Origin of the sequence: Kaistella palustris DSM 21579 (assembly GCF_000422265.1) — a bacterium.
Lineage (GTDB): Bacteria > Bacteroidota > Bacteroidia > Flavobacteriales > Weeksellaceae > Kaistella > Kaistella palustris.
In genome coordinates this window covers 1-19106 of sequence record NZ_AULL01000002.1, presented here as the reverse complement: position 1 = coordinate 19106, position 19106 = coordinate 1, and the positions used below count along the sequence as shown (strand labels likewise).

10 protein-coding genes are annotated in these 19106 nt (G+C 43.8%); 8 read left to right on the top strand and 2 right to left on the bottom strand.

What is annotated here, in order from left to right; all coding sequences use genetic code 11:
• Position 1 precedes the first annotated feature (1 nt).
• Together H562_RS0100360 and H562_RS0100355 are read left to right on the top strand one after the other, a co-directional pair.
• Entirely contained in the window at positions 2–1375 is a 1374-nt protein-coding gene (locus tag H562_RS0100360; RefSeq protein WP_027375701.1) for a RagB/SusD family nutrient uptake outer membrane protein, read from the top strand.
• A gap of 52 nt (positions 1376–1427) precedes the next feature.
• The gene (locus H562_RS0100355; RefSeq protein ID WP_027375700.1) at positions 1428–3920 is read left to right on the top strand and encodes a S9 family peptidase; all 2493 of its coding nucleotides are present in this window, start codon (positions 1428–1430) and stop codon (positions 3918–3920) included.
• A gap of 16 nt (positions 3921–3936) precedes the next feature.
• Here the strand turns inward: H562_RS0100355 and H562_RS0100350 are convergent, their stop codons facing one another.
• Together H562_RS0100350 and H562_RS0100345 are read right to left on the bottom strand one after the other, a co-directional pair.
• Positions 3937–4206: a DUF6520 family protein gene (locus H562_RS0100350; protein WP_027375699.1), complete on the bottom strand. Its 270-nt coding sequence runs from the start codon at positions 4204–4206 to the stop codon at positions 3937–3939.
• 23 nt (positions 4207–4229) lie between these two features.
• Positions 4230–5741 carry a DoxX family protein gene (locus H562_RS0100345; RefSeq protein WP_027375698.1) on the bottom strand — a complete coding sequence of 504 codons (1512 nt, stop codon included), beginning with the start codon at positions 5739–5741 and terminating at the stop codon, positions 4230–4232.
• A 69-nt stretch (positions 5742–5810) separates the two neighbouring features.
• On the opposite strand from H562_RS0100345, the gene H562_RS15585 reads away from it, so the two are divergent.
• The 6 genes from H562_RS15585 to H562_RS0100315 all read left to right on the top strand — a co-directional run.
• Positions 5811–6149 carry a hypothetical protein gene (locus tag H562_RS15585; RefSeq protein ID WP_027375697.1) on the top strand — a complete coding sequence of 113 codons (339 nt, stop codon included), beginning with the start codon at positions 5811–5813 and terminating at the stop codon, positions 6147–6149.
• A gap of 275 nt (positions 6150–6424) precedes the next feature.
• Complete coding sequence (locus tag H562_RS0100335; RefSeq protein WP_084466280.1) at positions 6425–8125, top strand: helix-turn-helix domain-containing protein; 1701 nt, start codon at positions 6425–6427, stop codon at positions 8123–8125.
• Positions 8126–8157: 32 nt separating this feature from the next.
• Positions 8158–9012, top strand: a complete 855-nt coding sequence (locus H562_RS0100330) for an RteC domain-containing protein (RefSeq protein WP_027375695.1) — start codon at positions 8158–8160, stop codon at positions 9010–9012.
• A gap of 222 nt (positions 9013–9234) precedes the next feature.
• The gene (locus tag H562_RS0100325) at positions 9235–15021 is read left to right on the top strand and encodes a GEVED domain-containing protein (RefSeq protein WP_084466279.1); all 5787 of its coding nucleotides are present in this window, start codon (positions 9235–9237) and stop codon (positions 15019–15021) included.
• Between the two features lie 550 nt (positions 15022–15571).
• Entirely contained in the window at positions 15572–18757 is a 3186-nt protein-coding gene (locus tag H562_RS0100320) for a T9SS type A sorting domain-containing protein (protein ID WP_169463231.1), read from the top strand.
• A gap of 111 nt (positions 18758–18868) precedes the next feature.
• Positions 18869–19106, top strand: a 238-nt coding sequence (locus H562_RS0100315; protein WP_034690278.1) for an IS1182 family transposase, incomplete at its 3' end; no start/stop codon positions are given.

The following is a 19106-nucleotide window of genomic DNA, read 5'->3' as shown; positions in this document are numbered from 1 at the left end:
AATGAAAAATACCATTCTCACCTTCATCTATACCGGCTGTCTTTTCTCCTTACTGACGGTCTCGTGTGAAAAACTCATCGAAGTTGACCTGCCTGCGAACCAGATCGCCTCCGGAACCGTATTCGCAGATGCGCAGACCGCCGAGGCGGCCCTTGCAGGGGTTTATGCCGGAGTTTGGGGCAATTCCCCGCTTGCCGGTGATAAGATAGGGCTGCTGCTGAGCCTCTATACCGATGACCTGGATTTTTACTCGCCGACTTCAACGAACGGAATGCCGGAAGTCTATAACAACGGGCTCATCCCAAGTAACCCAGTGGTTTACAGTCAGTGGACCGCGGCCTATCAGCAGGTGTATGCCTGTAATGCGGTCATAGAAGGCTGTGAGCAGTCAGAAACCCTGGTGGCCGCCGACAGAAAGAGGATCAGCGGTGAAGCACTGCTTATCCGGTCCATTCTCCTGTTCAATCTTCAGCAAATTTTCGGCGATATTCCATACCCGGTCAGCACCGATTATCATCTGAACCAGGCTATTTCGCGGAAAGCTTCTGCTGAAGTGCTGCAACTGCTGGAAGGCCATTTTAAGGAAAGTGCTGATGCCCTGGAAGACTCCTATCGAAATTCAGAGCGCATCTACCTGAATAAAAAAGCCGCCCAGCTCATGCTCGCTAAAGTGTATATGCAGGAACAGCGGTTGGCCGAGGCCGAAACACTTCTGAAAATAATTGTGGGAAACAACATGTACGTGATCCAGAATGACGTCACAAAGACGTTCAAAAAAACGGGCACCAATATCATCTGGCAGCTGAAGCCTGCGAATAACGGTGATGCAACGAAGGAAGCCATCGCTTATTATTTCGATTACATGCCGCCCTATAATTATGCTCTTTCCAGCGATTTTATGACCTCTCTTTCTGCGAACGACTTGCGAAGAGCAGCGTGGACAAAAGCCGTGACTGTGGGTGGTAATACGTGGTACAGACCGTATAAGTACAGGAACCTTACGGGAAATACCGACGAATATTCTGTGGTTTTCAGGATTGAGGAAGTATATCTGCTATTGGCGGAAACATTAGCCCAACAGAATAAAGTGTCTGAAGCTCTGCCCTATCTTAATGCTACCAGGGTTCGGGCGGCACTTCCGCCCGTTGCAGCTCCTATAACAAAAAGTGAAGTGCTGAATGAAATCCTGTTGGAAGACCGCAGGGAGTTCTTTACCGAAACGGGGCACCGCTTCTTCGATTTGAAAAGGATGGACCGTCTCGACTTGTTGCTTACGAAAAAGCCCAACTGGAAAGCCCATCACCGTGTATGGCCGATCCCTGAAAAAGAACTGCTCCTTAATCCCAACCTGAAACCCCAAAATACAGGCTATTAATAAGCGAAGTCATTGCGAGAAAACCGTGGTGCCTAGCAACAAACGATAATAAATGAAACAACCGATCAATATAAAATTACTCCTTATCTCCCTGTTCCTGTGTTCGGGACTGCTGCCCGCCCAGCAGAAGACCGACAGCCTGGAGCAATGGATAGCGGGATTTGCCAACTTTCACAATCTCCGCTCATCTCCCGGGCAGCGCTGGGTGATGGCCAGTAAAAGTTATCCTTCGAACCGCGACACGTTGCAGGTCTTTGATACAGGGCGGCCGGGAAAAGCAGTGCTGAATCTTGTAAAAATGAATGTGATGCAAAACTTCATGGGCGAAAAGGCACTGCTTGTGCAGGGGCAGGGAATTGCGGAATATATTGTGCTGCCCGATATAAGGAGAGTGCAGTACTCCAACGTAATAAAAACAGCTGTACTCACAGATCTGAAAGAATATGTCATCCTGGATGAAACAAACGTGCTGACCCTGTATGATGAGAACGCGGGTGCGCTTGTGAAAGTGCAGAACGTAAAGGATTTCGTATCTGACGGAAAAAGAACAGTGGCCGCAGTGGTAGAGGAAAGCGGGATGTTCAGCATCGTCAGGGTTGCTGCCAGCAACACACCCATACTTTATCAAAGCCCGAACAGGATAGCTGCTGTGTCTAAATTTAAAACGGCAGATTTTGCTGCCTTCACGGAGACGGAACAAAGAACCGGAAAAATGCGATGCGTGCTCATCGATATCGGCAGGGGGCGAACGTTCCTTCCGCAAAACGGTACTTTTACTGATGCAACTTATTTGCAGGTTGCTGAAACACCGGACGGTAAGGCGTTCCTGATCAACCTGGTGAAGCGGGTACAGCCTATGCAAAATGCAGTTGTAAACTTATGGTATGGTAATGACCGGTATCTCAGGGAGAAAGAGAAAGGAAGAGATTATATGGTCTACCTTCTCTGGAAGAAAGATGACCAGCGTACTGAGACATTGCCTGCCGAATATGATGCATGGCTCGCACTGACAAGCCGGTATTTTGTAGCTTTCAACCGAGCTGAGCAGCTTGATTACCGCTTTACCTTCCCTGTATTTCCACTTTATCTTTTTGACCGCGTAAAGGGCACCGTCAAAAAAATTGCTGACGCCAGCAGAGTAGGCGCAGTCTCGCCGGACGGAAAGACCATTTTGATAAAGGAAGAAATCGGCCGGGAATGGATACTATGGGAAGTCGGAACCGGCAAAAAATATAAAGTGGGCCTGCCTGAGGTTAGTAAACCTTGCTATACTTCGGACGGGAAATACATCCTGTTTGAAAGTGAAAATGGCCTTGGTCGGTATGATCTAGGCGGGCACCGGTTTTTACCGCTGCTGTTGCGCGGTCAAAAGACCCGAATATTATTGAAACAGAGTCAAAATCTTTATGAAAAGGATGAAGTAGATTTTACCGTCAGTTCAGTAAACGTGAAAGAAGGCATGGTGGTGCAGACCTACAGCAAAAAGGACCGTAAGTCCGGATTGTACCGGATTTCCGGTGATCAGGTAAAACAGTTGATTTCGGGGAACACCAATTACATCCGACAACTGCTGTTTACTCCCGGTTTCTCAACGGCTGTTACGATCGAGGAATCTTACAAGACAAAGCCCGCTGTCTTTCTGTATGACCTGAGCCGGGACCGGAAAATAAGTCTTTCGTCGGCACAGCCGCCGCAAGTCGAAGAAGGCCGAAGGCAGGAAGTTATTTCATACTTGAATTCCCGGGGAAGGGAACTGACCGGCACTCTGTATTACCCCGAGAATTTCAGGGCGGAGAATAAATATCCGATGGTGGTGCACATTTATCAGGAACAGGGTGAGATGGTGAATAAATATCCTTTCCCTGGCTACGGCGATAAAGGATACAACATCCGGATGCTCACCAAAAACGGTTATATCGTCTTTCTTCCTGACACGGTATTGGATGACAGGGGAACCGGTATCTCAGCACTGGACTGTGTCAACAGCGGGATGGATGCTCTCGCCGGAAATCCTAATATCGATTTCGGAAAGGTCGGACTCATAGGCCATTCTTTTGGAGGCTATGAAACCAATTTTATTGCAGGACACTCTGTGCGTTTTCGCGCATATATCTCCGGCGCCGGAATCAGCAACCTGACACAGTGGTATTTTTCCTACAATCCTTCCTATCAATTTTTTGAATATTCAAGGATTGAAACCGGCCAGTTTGAAATGCAGCAGTCATTTTCCGAGGCTAAAGACAAGTACATCGCAAATAACCCTATTTATTTTGCGGATAAAGTGAGTGCACCTATGCTGCTATGGACAGGGATGAAGGACAGCAATTTGCCGCCGAACCAAACCTCTGCATTCTATACGGCACTGGTGCGCAACAAGAAGGACGTCATCGCTCTTTTCTATCCTACCCAGAACCACGTCTTGGCGCCGGGCACGCCGGAAATCAGGGATCTGCATATCCGTACGATGGAATGGTGGGACTATTTCCTAAAGGACAGGAAAGACGTCGGCTGGATACAGCAACAAATGAAAAAGGATGCACTGTAGGCATCCCTTTCTGTTTTTAAGGTTGTGGCACCTTGTAGAGAAGCTCTCCACACATCGTCGGCGTGTCGAACTGATGCAATGGAGTAGTTCCATCGACTGACCACGTACAGATGTCGGCACCTGCTGTGGTGCAGTCCTGCTGTGCATCGACGCACACGGTTTGGTTCGGGCCTACAGAAACAATTCTGAAAGCCGGTGTTGTGGAATCGCTGCCTGTCGCAGGTGTGGCAAAGGCTGCTCCTGTCCCCAGTGATACCAGGATGGCAGGAATGATTAATTTTTTCATAATCATAAAATTAAAATTGTTGCCTACTCTTGAAACGGGTTTTCGGCTTCCCCCGGTTGGAAGTACTTCAGAATTTGACCAGTGATCCTGTACTTTGTAAGGCGATCACCGTGTATTGCATACAGAAAGTTTTCTGTTACCAGGAAATCATTCAGCTTTAAATGCGTTTTCCTGTAGAGGTAAAGACTGCCGATGTAGTGCTGGGTGCCGGTCAAGTAAATGTCGATAATGTCGGCTTTGCGCCATGCCTTACGCGATTCGTATTTTCCCATTAATGAGGAGCGGTTGAACAGAAGTTCCGCATAAAGTACTGAGCCATTATTGACCTTGAGCGGTGGCCGGCCCATCTTGTAGGTTCCGTTTGACAACCGAGTCGTTGCGACCTGTGCAATTTTCGTCGTATCAATGGTATGAAGCCTATTTATAACCTTCAGCTGCTGATCGGTTACAATGAACTCGTTACGGTAGGAATAGATGTAGGCGATTTCCTTTCTGACAGGGTCCGCCAGCAGGCTGCCGTCCATATCAAACACACCGTCGACCTGTTTGGTAAGGATTTGCGGATGCAGCTGAAGTTTTGGCTTTTCGTTCAAGGCAAGCCTTGCCAGCGAAAAGAACTTTGTTTCTGCACTTTGGCTGCGCAGCGCAAACGTTGTGGAATCGATAACTTCCAGCTGGTTAAAATAAGCATCCTGAAAACTGATTGTTTTGGCCGCAACAGCACCGATTTTTCCTCTAAAGATCACGGGGACTGATCCATCGTAGATATAAAAGAAAGGGGGTCTGGCCTTTACAACGATATTGCTGAAGGCGTAGTTCCTGTCAGGTTTCAGATATTCAGTCTTCCTTATATCAAGTGCAGTGTCTACGGTGGTAAAAGTAAGAGGGTATTTTCTGTTCCGCAGATATAGCGCCTGACGGTCGGAACCGGCGAAGTAATACTGATCATTGGCAAGTTGCATACTTTTCTCCTCCATCACAGGATGCAGAAGAAACCGCCGTATGAAATTGTTCTCTTTCTTGATGATATTTTCCGAAGAAACAAAAAGAACCACCATGCCGCCTGATCCTAAAAGGAACATCATCGCCATTTTCACCGTTTGTCTCCACAGGCCGACAGCGCGCTCTTTTTCCATGATCATGACCGCGGCTGCAGCGAGAAACACGCACCCCAGATTGAAGATCAGATGCTCTCTCCAGCCCATTTTCTCCAAAATGCCGCCGCAGGAGCAGGGGATAAAATCGCTGTAATTCATGATCAGGTAGATATACACCGTGAACGACACCATAAGGGCGAAAGTAAGGTATATCCCAATCAGTCGCAGCCTTTCCCACAGGAGCACCCCTGCGATCAAAAGTTCCGCTCCGATCACCGCGTAGGAAATAAATCCTGCATAAGCACTAAGTAAAGGCGATTGCGCCAACTGGACCTGAAAATTCTCAAAATCCCGCAGTTTGCTCAACGCCGCATAAATGAAGAGCAAGGAAAAGAAAAGGGAAATGGTATACGGGAGAGCAAAGCGCAGGTTTTTCATAACTGATCTTTTTCCGTGGGACTTTGAGCGTGGAGGTACCACGTTACTTTTTTACCGCAATATTCCGGCATGACCTGCCCTTTTGAAACAGGACGGCTGGTGGTGACCAGCCCAGATATTTTCCAGATACCACTGCGCGGACAACTCTCGCCAGATTTAACTGTGGATAGCGTTTTCATTTTTCTAAATTTTCACCTTACGGCAGGCTTCCAATTATCCCTGTCTTTGGGAACATCCTTGGGTGGATCCGTTGGTTCATCAAAGGAGCTGAACGCCGCCGGGTTTTCAATGAATGGGGGTGACAATTCGGATTCGTCATCAGTTCTGCAAGAGGTAACGACGAGTGACAACAGCAACGCTGTTCCTGTAAATACAATAAATAGTTTCATGATAGGATTGTTAAAATGATTAATAATCCCGGCCGGTTTTTTATAGAATTCCAGAAGCGAATTTAGAGGTGGTTTTCTTCAGCGACAAGAGAAGCTGGAGGAAACGGGCTTATTTCATTGTGGAAATTGGGGAATATCCGCTGCTTGATAGACAGTTAGTTAACTGCTAATCAATGAGTAATAAAAATGCATGACCGCGGCCTAAACCACTACTTTGATTTCCGATGGGCATAGCCCTGTTTTTCACTAAATTTGATTTAGCAGAATGGACTTTTTAATTGTAATGTGATCGTTATGAGATTAATGCACCGTTTGTTTCGCCTGATCGTATTTATTGCAGTGTTATTTCGTGGTCAGGATTTTACTGATTACCGGAACAGTTATGACAATTATGAAGAAAATGACGAAAGGGCGTTTCAGTATCTCAAGCCCTATATTGCGAAAGCGAAAGGGCAGCGCAACTACCGTGAACTGACACAAGCTTATAAGGATGCGGTAAGTTTCAGCAGAAATCAGAAAATCATATTTGCAGACAGTATGATTACAGCTGCAAGACGTACAGCAGATAACGATCTTTTGGCCACTGCTTTTCTCACGAAGGGTACTGTGTACTATTTTAACTACCGCAAGTTTAAACCCGCACTGGATGAATACATGGAGGCGTGGCTCCTTACACAGCACTCAAACAATCGGTATCTGCATTATAAAAATCTTTATCACATTGGGGTAGTAAAGAGTTATCTTGGTTATTATCAAGAAGCACTCGGTATCTTTGAACAGTGTGCTGTATATTTCAGGAAGCCTGTTACACTGCCTGAAGCACCCAACGTGCATTACAACCGAAAGAAAGGGTATCTTAATACATTGAACCAGATTGGCAGGTGTTATCTGCAGCTGTCGCAATGGAAGGAGGCCGCTGCGACGGTTGATAACGGTCTGCGGGAAAGCGGATCTGAAGCTGATTTCTATGCAGAAAGAAGTTATTTCCATCTGTTGGAAGGAATCCTGGCATTTCGGCAGAAAAAAGACGCCGCGGCTATCACTTTGCTCAATACGTCGCTGGCAGGTCTGGAAAAGAAGAATGACTTTACCAGTGCCTCGGTTGCTTATTATTATAAAGGAAAGAGTGAGGCGCAACTTGGCCGTACCAAATCGGCCGTAGAAAACTTCGTAAAGATAGATTCCATTTTCCGCATGTATCAATTCATATTGCCGGAAGTGCGCGGATCGTATGAATTTTTGATCGACCATTATCACCGAAGTGGCGGGCAGAAGCTCGAGCTTTATTATACTACGCAACTTCTAAAAGCAGATCAGATCATCTCAGGAGATTTTAAATACCTGTCGGAGAAAATTTATAAAGAGTATGACACCCCACATCTCCTTGCCTCTAAAAAAAGACTGGAGCGTTCTTTGTCCATGTTTTCCGCAGGGCTTGCGGTGGGTGCCACTGTGTTTATTATGTTACTTATTTATCTGCTTATAAGGATGAAGCGCCAACGAAAACACGAAGGAGGAAAAACCGAAAGCAATGTGTTGCAAAACGGTGTTAAAGAGAAAAGGACCGTTGCCAATCCAGAAGTGGTTCAAAAGGTGCCCGATGCGGTGACGAAGGCAGTTTTAGCGAAGCTGGCCGTGATGGAAAAGAACAAGTTCTTTCTTCAGCAGCGCGTCACGCTCCACCAGCTGGCGCCGCAACTGGGAACGAACAGCAATTACCTCAGTATGATCGTCAAAGAGTATAGGGGATCATATTTCCTGGTTTATCTAAAGCAGTTGCGGATTGAATATGTGACCCGTATGCTGCGGGAGGATAAGAAATGGCGGCATTATTCGGTGGAAACACTGGCGAACGAATGCGGTTTTGCCGACCGGACACATTTTTCGAGGGCCTTCGCAGAGTATAATAAGATGAAGCCCGGCGCCTTTATAAGGAAACTGGAGGCTGAATCAGCAGCCGCGAATGATGATCCCAAGGATACAGATGAAGATTAAAATTTTATCCCTATTTTTTATCTAAAAAAAATATGGAGACAAAATTACTCTTTGACAAAGCCAAACAAATGTATCAACAATTATGCAGCGCGCTGGAAGATATTCAAACAGAAAATGCAGCGAATCCTATAGAGGCGTATGAAAAAGCACTTATGGAAATTGACGCGGCAATCCGCAATTTAAAGGTGCATGCTTCGCAAACTGATTTTATTTCTACAGCCGAAGAAGTCTATTTTTTTAAAAAAGTAAAACCGCTGTTTGTGTCGCAGTTCATCTATTATAGTAAGATACTGAGCATAGAAGCGGGAAAACCCAATGCAGGGCAGTACGTGGTAAAAGAATATTATGAATTTGAGCTGCAGAACCTGAAAACTTTTGTGGATGAACATTATTCGTTTTACGAGTATTACCGACGGAAGGCTACTTATCTGGATGCCGCCTACTTTGTACGCCGGCAATTTGATTTTAAGATGAATGTGGATCCGCACCTTTATAATTTTGATGAGGCATTCACTACTTCGCACGACCATCTGGTGTCGCAGATCATGGCAAATGACAGACTGGAAAAATATTTGCTGCAATCGATTTATCAGCTGGAGGGCTATTTTTATGAAAAGTTCTCCAATAAATCACCCATTACGTGGACGGGCTCGAAGTCGGCGCTCATTGAACTGGTGTATGCCCTGCATGTGATGCACTGCTTTAACGGCGGAAGTGCGGATTTCAGTGAATGCATCAAGAGTGTGGAAAAATCCTTTAATATCGATCTGGGTAATTTCTACAAAACGTTGCATGAGATCAAGAACCGAAAAACCGGGCGGACTAAGTTTTTGCAAGCATTGACGGATCACCTGGCGCAGCACTTTGAGGGGTTGGAAGAGGGGTAGGATAGAGGTGGAGTGGATAGTTTGACTCTTACACAAAAAGTAATTGGGCGAAATGTTTGTTTATTTTGGCTGTGGCGGCATCCCTAAATATAATTAGATGTCGCCACTAAATAAAAGGTGTTTTCACCCTAAGCATTAGGGTGTTAAATCTATAGATTTGTTAAGGTTGATGTAGCATTATATATTATTATGCGAAATTATTGATCCGACAAATGACGTCAAATGAAAAAAAAACATACTTTTTTAAGTGCTCTTGTTTTATTGCTTATATGCATAGCTGCACAACTTAGTGGACAAATTAGTCCTAAGCCAGATTGCTTGATCAGAAAAGGTTCAACACCGCAAAAGCTAAATGTAAATAACATAAAAGGTTCACGCTTTTCAAAAGAAAAACTAAATGCTAATAAATATCAATTATTAAAAGATTTTAATGAGGTAAGTAACATTGTTAATCCTGTTTTTAAAAGTACAATCAGTACGGATAAATATCCAGACAATTATATCAGTCAAAGTGGTTCTAAAAACTATATTAGGAATGCTGGGAAAATGCAGACTTCAGAACTTTCTAATTCTACTGCAGAAAATACTTCGTCTTCCAGCACTAATTCTTCTCCTCTAGATGCCATGAAAGGTAAACGGGAGTTGTTGGAAAAACGCGATGCATACAGCAAACATTTCAAAAATTCAGATGGGAGCTACACCGCAATAATCGATGCTGTTCCTATGCACTACGAAAGAAACGGGAAATTTCTCGATATTGACCATTCTGTAGTCGCTAACAGTTCCATTAAATATCCGTTTGCAAATACAACTAACTTATTCGAGTCTTATTTTGGTTCAAATTCTAAGGGGGGGATAAAAATAAAAAGTGCTGGAGGCGAAGTAGAGGAATTCTTAAACACCAGGATGTATTGGGAAGTCAAAGGTCAAGAAATAGGATCAGTTGAAAGTTCCAACACACAAATTAAAGTGAAGGGAGATAAAGCTTACTATAATAATTTATACGGCGATATTTCCGCTGAGTTCACCATTTTAACTGGAAGAAGAAAATTAGATTATGTTATACCGAACAAAAATGCATTAGGTGATATTCCGGCGAACGCAGATTTTTTGGTTTTTACCGAAGAGGTAATTCTTCCAGATGGCTGGAAACATACTTTGACAGAAAGAGGGATTGCCATTTTAGATAAAAATAACAAACAAATTTATCTCTATGAAAGTCCAACATCAAGTGATGCGACCAATGAATTGAGTAGAGAAAAAAATACATTTTTTGAAACAAATATTAAAGAAAATATTTTAACCATACGAACAAAAGTTAAAACACGGTGGATTTTAGATAATAATAGAAGATTTCCCATTAAAATAGACCCCACTGCAACTGCTCCTCTAAATTTTTGGATAAGCATTTATGACGATGGTGTAGAAGAAACAGGTGGTAAATTTTTTGGAAGGGTCAGTGGATTTTGGCTTAATACTTTTGTGAAATACGATACATCATCCATTCCTTCCGGATCAACTGTCAATAACGCTAACACGACTACAGGAAGTATTAGAGTAAATAGTGTAAATGGCACAACAAATAATTTAAATAGCGTGATGATGACAAATTGCGCTGATCCGACTACAAACACAGGTCTTGTACTTTATAATAGTGCTACTACCGCTTTAACTAACTCATTTGTTAATAAGACAACGGGAATTAAAACAGTAACGTTTACTCTTGCAGGTCGCAATTATATACAGGCAGGTTTAGGAACTAGTGTTAATTTATCAATTTATGGTGGAGGTACATATAATGCAACAAACTATTACGGATTAGGAACTGCGGGTAATTATCCTCAACTGACCATAGTTTATACCCCTCCACCTGCTTGTTCCGGCACTCCAACTGGGGGCACAACGGTATTAACCCCTAATACCGGGACTTATGGCTCAACTTTTACTGCTACTGTTACCGGTAGTACCGTCGCAACAGGATTAACTTATCAATGGCAATTAGCACCTTCCAGTTCCGGGCCATGGACAGATATTGCCGGAGAAACGGGAGCATCCGCAAACTTAACTGCACCAAATGTTTTAACAACACTCTACGCAAGAAGAAAGATTACTTGTGGTGCAAACAGCAATTTCTCTACAGCCGCACCATATATTATTACTTGTACACCGTCACATACAAGCGGTAACTGTGCAGCGCCCGGAGATTGTGGATATGTTGGAATCTCAAATGTTAGTATTGGGACAATTAATAATACAACCGCTTATAGTAATCCAGCACCTGCATATAATTACTATTCCGCTTTATCTACAAATATTAGCCAAAATAATTCCTATCCGTTGTCAATAACTTATCGTGATAAAGTTGGTAATTTAGGAAAAATTGGTGCATGGATCGATTGGAATAATGATGGTGATTTTGAAGATGCAAATGAGTTTATTGGAAGTTTAGGTGGAGTTCCTGCAAACTCAATAGTTACAGCCAATGTCGTTGTACCTATTGGAGTTGCGCCGGGAACAAAAAGACTTAGAGTCAGATCGGTTTTCAATGGTGAAATTTTAACCTCGATAGATGCTTGTACGAGCAAACAGTATGGTGAAACAGAAGATTACAATGTAAATGTTGTAGTCGTCTTAGATTGCGTTCCTACTTCCTGGGATCCGGATGGTTTGTACATTGAGAGTGTGAAATTTGTGGGTACACTATCAGATCCCCCCGTCAATCCATCAAGCTACAGTGCGAACGGATTCCAAAATTTCACAGCATTACCTTCTAAAGCAGTGCAGGCACAAGGTGAAGGAATTAACATTATCGCGAGAGCAAGCTCCGCGGGATCTGTATTTGCGAGAGGAACCTGGAAAGCTTGGGTAGATTGGAATAACGACGGCATCTTTGATCAAAATCCCGCTACAGAAGAAGTGTACAATATCTATGGCTACGTCGGATCCGAAGCGAATTTTGGATTTGTAATTCCGCCCTCGACTCCTCCGGGAAATTACAGAATTAGAATCAGAGTGAATAATAGTATTCTATATACAAATGATCCACCTGAACCTGCGGCTTATGAAACTGGCGGCTTTAATTTTTCACCCTGTGATCCATTTACTGAATATGCTTCCTATAATAATAATATAGACGATTACGGTGAAACAGAGGATTATTTATTCACCGTGGAAGCAAAATGTAATTCTGTAATTACGGCAGTGACAGATGGTCAAAACTGCGGTCCCGGAACAGTTACTTTAGGGGCAACTGCCACAGGGACCCCCGCGGTTACTGAATTTAGATGGTACACTACTAAGACAGGAGGTTCTTATACGACATCACCTGTCAGTGGTTCATCCACCACCTTTACAACACCCTCAATTTCTGTTACAACAAAATATTATGTAACCGCTTTCAATGGCTGTGAATCTCAGGAGCGAACTTTGGTTACTGCTAAAATAAACCCAACACCTATCGTGACATTTTTACAAACCGCTCCTACTATTTGCGGCGAAGCTGCAATTATGCAATTGACTGCGGTTGGGGATAAAGAAGTCGTTTATGAAATAAATGAAAACTTCGAGAGCGGCACTTTAGGAGTTTTCGAAAATATAAATAGTGATGGAAACAGTGCTCAAGTAGATGCAAATACCAGTTGGAAAAATCAAATCAGTACATTTGTGCCTGACACTAATATATGGGTTCCTGCAATTTCCTCCGGTTTCGGCGACAATAAATTTGCATTGGCTTATTCAGATTCTAAAAAACCAAATCCTGCTACCACTACGGTTGAAAACAGTATAACTTTAAAGAAAAGCGTTGATATAAGTTCCTATCTAAACTTATATCTAAAACTAGATTTGTATTACTCTCGAAAATTGCCCGATGGTAATATAAGCGAAGATGAATATGTAAAGATTGAACTTTCAACCGATGGAGGTATAACTTATCCGTATGAAATAGATTCATTTATTGAAGGTGTAGGCACCAGCACGAGATTTAAAGAGTTTGAGCCTTATGATTTGTCTTCTTATATTTCGCCCGGTGCCACTAATATAAAAATTCGAATAAGACATCGTTCATGGGCAGCTACTGGACAGGGCTTTCTCGCCGACGGCGTCGCAGTCGATAATATACAATTATTCGGGGATAAACCACTTCCAACTTCTTTTATGTACGACACTACTGCAATTGATGGGTATACTAATATCGCTTGTACAGTACCTTATGTTTCCGGTACTCCCGTTACTACGATTTACCTGAAACCTTCGGACACTCAGCTGGAAAATAATCCAACATTTACAGTGCCTGTAAGTGCTACATTAAAGAATGGTTGCAGTGCGGCCAGCTCGATAGATATAAATAATGACAGTAAGATCTGGAATACCGCCTCCACTAATTGGAACACCACGAACTGGAAACCGGATCCTGCTGTTCCCGATGCTACTAAATGTGTGATCGTAAAAAAACCGGTCACCTTAGGAAGTGCGACAAATGGTGCTGCGCTAAACTTAACTGTTCAGGATGCAGGAAACTTACAAATTGCCGGTAACCTCAGAGTGACTGACTATATAAAAAATACCACTGGCATTGCCGACCGTCTCACCGTGAAATCTGATGCCAATTTAATTCAAATCAATGAAGGAGTCGCAATCAACACAGGAGATATTACCGCAAAACGCACCCTTAATCTGTCTTCCGGAAGACAGCAGTATAATTATATGATCTCGCCTTTGGAGGGTCAGTCTTTAAAAGATGTTTACAATAATGCTGGTACTACCGTTCCATTTGTTTTGTATCACCGCGAAGACACGAACAATTTTTATAACTCTTCCGGTGCTTATATCAAAGGGCGGGGTTTGGCAGTGAAGGAACCGGCAACCTCCTTTTTACCAACTGCGATCAACACAACCTTTACAGGAAAACCGACGAATGGTGCATTCACTTATCCACTCGTAAGATCAGCCGGTGGCGACCCGGAAGACCGTGGATTTAATCTGGTGGGAAATCCATACCCATCAAATATCGACCTGATCAAACTTTTCGCTGAGAATGACGGAACCGGTGGAAATCTAGATTCTTCATTTTACTTCTGGGACAACAATGCCAACAGCCAGACTGCACAAGCAGGAAATAACTATGATGGAGTTGCATACGGTATTTTTAATGCGCAAGATGGAACAGGAATTCCGGCAACAGGTGATCCTGGAAAGGTCACAACGAAAACTCCGACAAGATATGTAAAAGCCGGACAGGGCTTTATGGCAAGATCTAAAATTGCGAGTGCAAATCTAATCTTCAATAATACAATGAGGACCAAAGAAGGCACCACCAGTTTCTTTGGCAAGATGTCGGACTCCACAGAAACTGCTGTGGACCGCTTTTGGCTGAATATGATTTCGCCAGCGAATCTCGCCTCCACTATTGCCATTGTATATTTCCCCGAAGGAAATAATGCTTTCACTCAGGATGATTCCCGCTCACTCGGTGGCTCAGATGCTGTTTACAGTATGGTGGAAAATGAAAAAGTGGTGATCAACGGACGAAGTACTTTTGTAGATACGGACAGAATCCCATTAGGAACCAGTCATTTTGTAACCGGAAACTACACCATAGGTTTGGCTGCAAAAGAAGGAATTTTCGACGGACCACAGAATATATACCTTAAAGATCTGCAGACAGGAACAATCACCAATTTAAGTGCAGGAAATTACACCTTCGACGCAAATGCAGGAGAAAGTACCGGAAGATTCGAAATCATCTACAAACCGGAAACCATTTTAGTTACCGATAATCCGGCAAAAGATCAGATAGTGGTGTACCGCGACGGTAATGATTTTGTCATCAGGTCACCTAAGGACCTGTCGCTTGTGGAACTGTATGACAGTTCCGGTAAACTCATCACCACGCTGAAAACCAACGGTACAAAAGCAGTGGTGGACGGTTCCTCATTGCCGAACGCCGCTTATGTACTGAAAATCACCACCAAAGACGGTGGAGTGGTGACAAGGAAAATTCTGAGGTGACCAATTAACAGGTAAGTAAAGCCGGGCAATTGTCCGGCTTTTTTGCTTTATATAGTATGAAATAACCTTGTCATCAACTTCTCCTTAACCTCCACCTTAACCTCATCCTCACCACGAGATTGCCGCGTTGCACTTCACCCGCTGCGTTTTAGTAGGGTCCATTCGTTATGACAAGCGTACACATCATTATTTCACGACCCATTGCCGCCATTGCGAGGAGCGAGCCCCGAGCGACGAAGCAATCCCAACGTTCAAAGCGGTGACTTTTATTAGTTGGGGGAACTCAACCTTAACCTCAACCTCAACCTGAGATTGCCGCGCTCCATTCCGTTCGGCTCGCAATGACAGCGCAAACGTCGTCGCGGAGAGCGAGTCCCCGAGCTACGAAGCAATCCCAAATTACAAACCGCGGTATCTTAACCTCAACCTTAATCTTAACCTCAATCCTAACCCGATATGGCCCGCACCAGGCTTAGTCTTATTCAGGTGTAATGACCCGAAATCTTCTCAGGAGTATTTTATAATTTTGAGATAACACAAAACACAAATGATGAAAACGAAATTAACCACTTTGCTGGGGTTGCTTTTCTGTGGGTTGCTCTTTGCGCAGACAACGCTCGTGTCTTATCAATTCAACAACAACCTGACACCCGACCCCGGTGCAATCGGTTCCCCCACGTTGCAGTACTATGATGGGTCAAACAATGTAAAAACACCTGCATTTAACAGCAATATGCTGAGTACTAACGATCAGGGTGATTACCTTGAACTAAGCGTGGACGCAAGTCTGCAGCAAAGCATGATACTCTCTTTCTACGGAGATTTTGCCGCCTGGTTTATTGCGGGTGAGTGGATCGTCAGTTCAAATACCGGTCCCGGTAATGCTTTTCAGGAGTTGGATCGTGCCACCTATTATTCAATTTTTAATGTACGGACGGGTGGTAATTTTTCGGTAAACCTTCCTGCTTCCGCTGATAATAAATCAAATCTTAAAATCAGGATCGGGACAAATTTTGTTGCTATTGGCGGAAATCTGCGGCTTGACAACCTTAAATTGTCAGGAGGAACACCCAAAATTTTAGTTTCGTCCAATTCGGATATTCAGATTCCGCATCTTTCTCCTGCTTCTATTGCGCTTACCACGGATTTTGGAACAAGGCAAACCTCGGATCCGATGTTAACGCGAACTTTTCGCGTCAGAAATTATCTGGGTACGAATGGATCGCAACTTAATGTTTCAGATATCACGGTCACAGGTGCAAATCCCGGGGATTTTACGGTTACACCTACGACACTGTCGAACATCGGAAGGTCAAATTACGACAACGGAAGTCCTTATAAAACTTTTGACATCGGATTCTTACCATTGTCGGATGGCATCAGAACTGCAGAGATTAATGTGTATTCCAATGCGGCACCAAGTCCTTATACCTTTACGGTCATCGGTACCGGTGCGAGCTGCTCGTTAATATCGAGTACATTTGCGGTCAACACCATGGCTCCCGGTCAGCAATCCCTTGAATCTGATTTTAACCCTTCCACCGATTTAATCGGCGGCCAGGCAGACAACAGTCCGACCAATTCGCTCAATACCATTTTATATCCCAACAAGGGCAATTTGCTGCTATCAGTGAGTTCGCCAACTGCATGGTATGTGCGTAATGCAGTGAAAGTGGTCGAATTTGGCGGGACTTCCGGTTTGGATATATCTGCACAGAAAAATGTGAGTATTGAGTTTAGTGTGGCTGCTTTTGGAACATCTTCTGACAGGGGCGTAAATAATAACTCAACCATCACCTTATCCGTTCTGAAACCTGATCTAACCTGGTCAGATGAAATGACATTACGTGGTTCGGCTGCAGACGTAACGTATTACAATTACGGTTTTGGGACGGCCCGCCTTTTTGAATCGACCTACGATGGTGACAACTCGCCGAATCAAATAAACAACAGAGATCAATTTATTACACAATACAGATATAAAACCTTCCGACTTAATCTTCCTGCTTCTGCAGCGATTAATAGTTTGAAGTTCAGAATTCGGGCTTCAACACCGAACGCGAATGGCCTTTGGCTCATTGATGATGTTCGTGTTGTAACCAGTAATTCCGTTTTTAAAACTTTTACTACCGCTAATGTGTGGTCGCCTTCCCCTCCGGAACCCGATGAAAAAGCCATTATTGAAGGGAACTACACCAATTCGGGCAATCCCACCATTTGTGAGTGCGAAGTCGCCGCTAACGGCTCACTGACCATTCCGGCCAATACCTCTGTTACGGTAAAAGGTAAGATCATCAACAATGGCGACGGCTCAAATTTCATCGTCCAAAACGACGGCAATCTGCTGCAGGTAGAAAATGATGCGGTTAACTCGGGCGATATTACGGTGCAGAGAAACATCAACCTGACCGCTGCCAGGCAGCAATATAATTACGTCATTTCACCCGTTGTCGGCCAGAACATTAAAAACATTTATAAAGATGCTTCCGGAAACAATGTTGCCATGCCATTCGCATTATCTTATGCAGAAAGTACAAATATGTTCATGAATTCTGCCGGCACCTATGTGGAAGCCAAAGGTTTTGCGGTAAAAGAACCCACTGCTGCCACTTTTGCAACAGGACCGATGGTCGCCAATTTTAAAGGTTTGCCTTTTAATGGTACCGCCCAGTTCGGCATGGTAAATTCGACCCCGCTTGACTTTGTACATGGCTATAATTTGATCGGCAATCCTTATCCTTCGAATATGGATCTGGAAGCATTTTATAACTACAATGACGGTATAGATCCCACCTTTTATTTCTGGGACAGCCAGGCGAACAATCTTACGTCGCAACAGGGAAATACCTATGGTGGTCAAGCGTATGCAACTTATAATGCGGAATTTCACACGGGCCTCGCGGCCACGGGCGATCCCGGTCATGCGGGAACCAAAGTGCCAAACCAGTCCGTTAAAGTCGGGCAGGGTTTCATTGCGAGAAGTCTGAATGCAAGCCTGCTGATTACGTTTCAAAATAAGCAGAGGAATATAGCGGCTGCCACAGGTTTCTTCGGCAAAGGCGAAAATGCAGCAGGTCAAATGGACCGCTTTTGGCTCAATCTCACCAGTCCTTCAAATATCGCCTCCAATATTGCGGTGGTCTATATGGCGGGTGCAGACAGTGGTTATACTAAAGAAGATTCCCGTTCATTTTTGGGGTCTGATGCGGTTTACAGTATTGTAGGCGATGAAAAAATCTCCATTAATGGTAAAAGCGCTTTTGAAAATTCCGATATAGTCCAGTTGGGGACAAATCATTTTGCGCCGGGCAATTACACCATATCTCTGGCAGGTAAAGAAGGCACGTTCGCCAACGGACAAAGCATTTACCTGAAAGACAACCAAACCGGTATTATCACCAATCTCAGCCAGGGCGACTATACTTTTGCAGCAAGCGCCGGTGAGAGCACGGGCCGGTTTGAGATTGTTTATAAACCGGATATTGTGCTCGTTACAGATTCTGCGGCAAAGGATGAAGTTATGGTGTATCGCGACGGGCAGGACTTTGTGGTTAAAGCGAAGACCAAAAATATCAGCACCATAGAAGTTTATGATTCCGGTGGCAGAATGTTTTATAAGATCCAACCGCACGACTCCACCGCTGTAATCAACGCCGTATTTATGCCACAAGGCGTTTATATCCTGAAGACCACCACTGCCGATGGGGCAGTTACCAACAAAAAAATATTAAAATAAGACTATACAGGAAGCCGTCTCAAAACTGAGGCGGTTTTTTTGTGATTTTTTTTGCAAAGTATTGTCTATTTTATAGTTGTTTTGTATCTTTAAGTATTGATAATCAATGATATGAATATTAAATTTAAAGATTATAATCAACAACAAAACTGGTTATTCCCGCCCTCAATCGAGGAATTGATTCCGGAAAGTCATCCTGTTCGCATCGTTAATGGGGTTATTGAGCAACTTGATCTGAGACTGCTCATTGAGGAGTATAGTAAAGATGGCAAACCCAGCTTTCATCCCAAGATGATGCTCAAGGTAATGGTTTACGCTTATATGGATAATATCTATTCCAGCAGGAAAA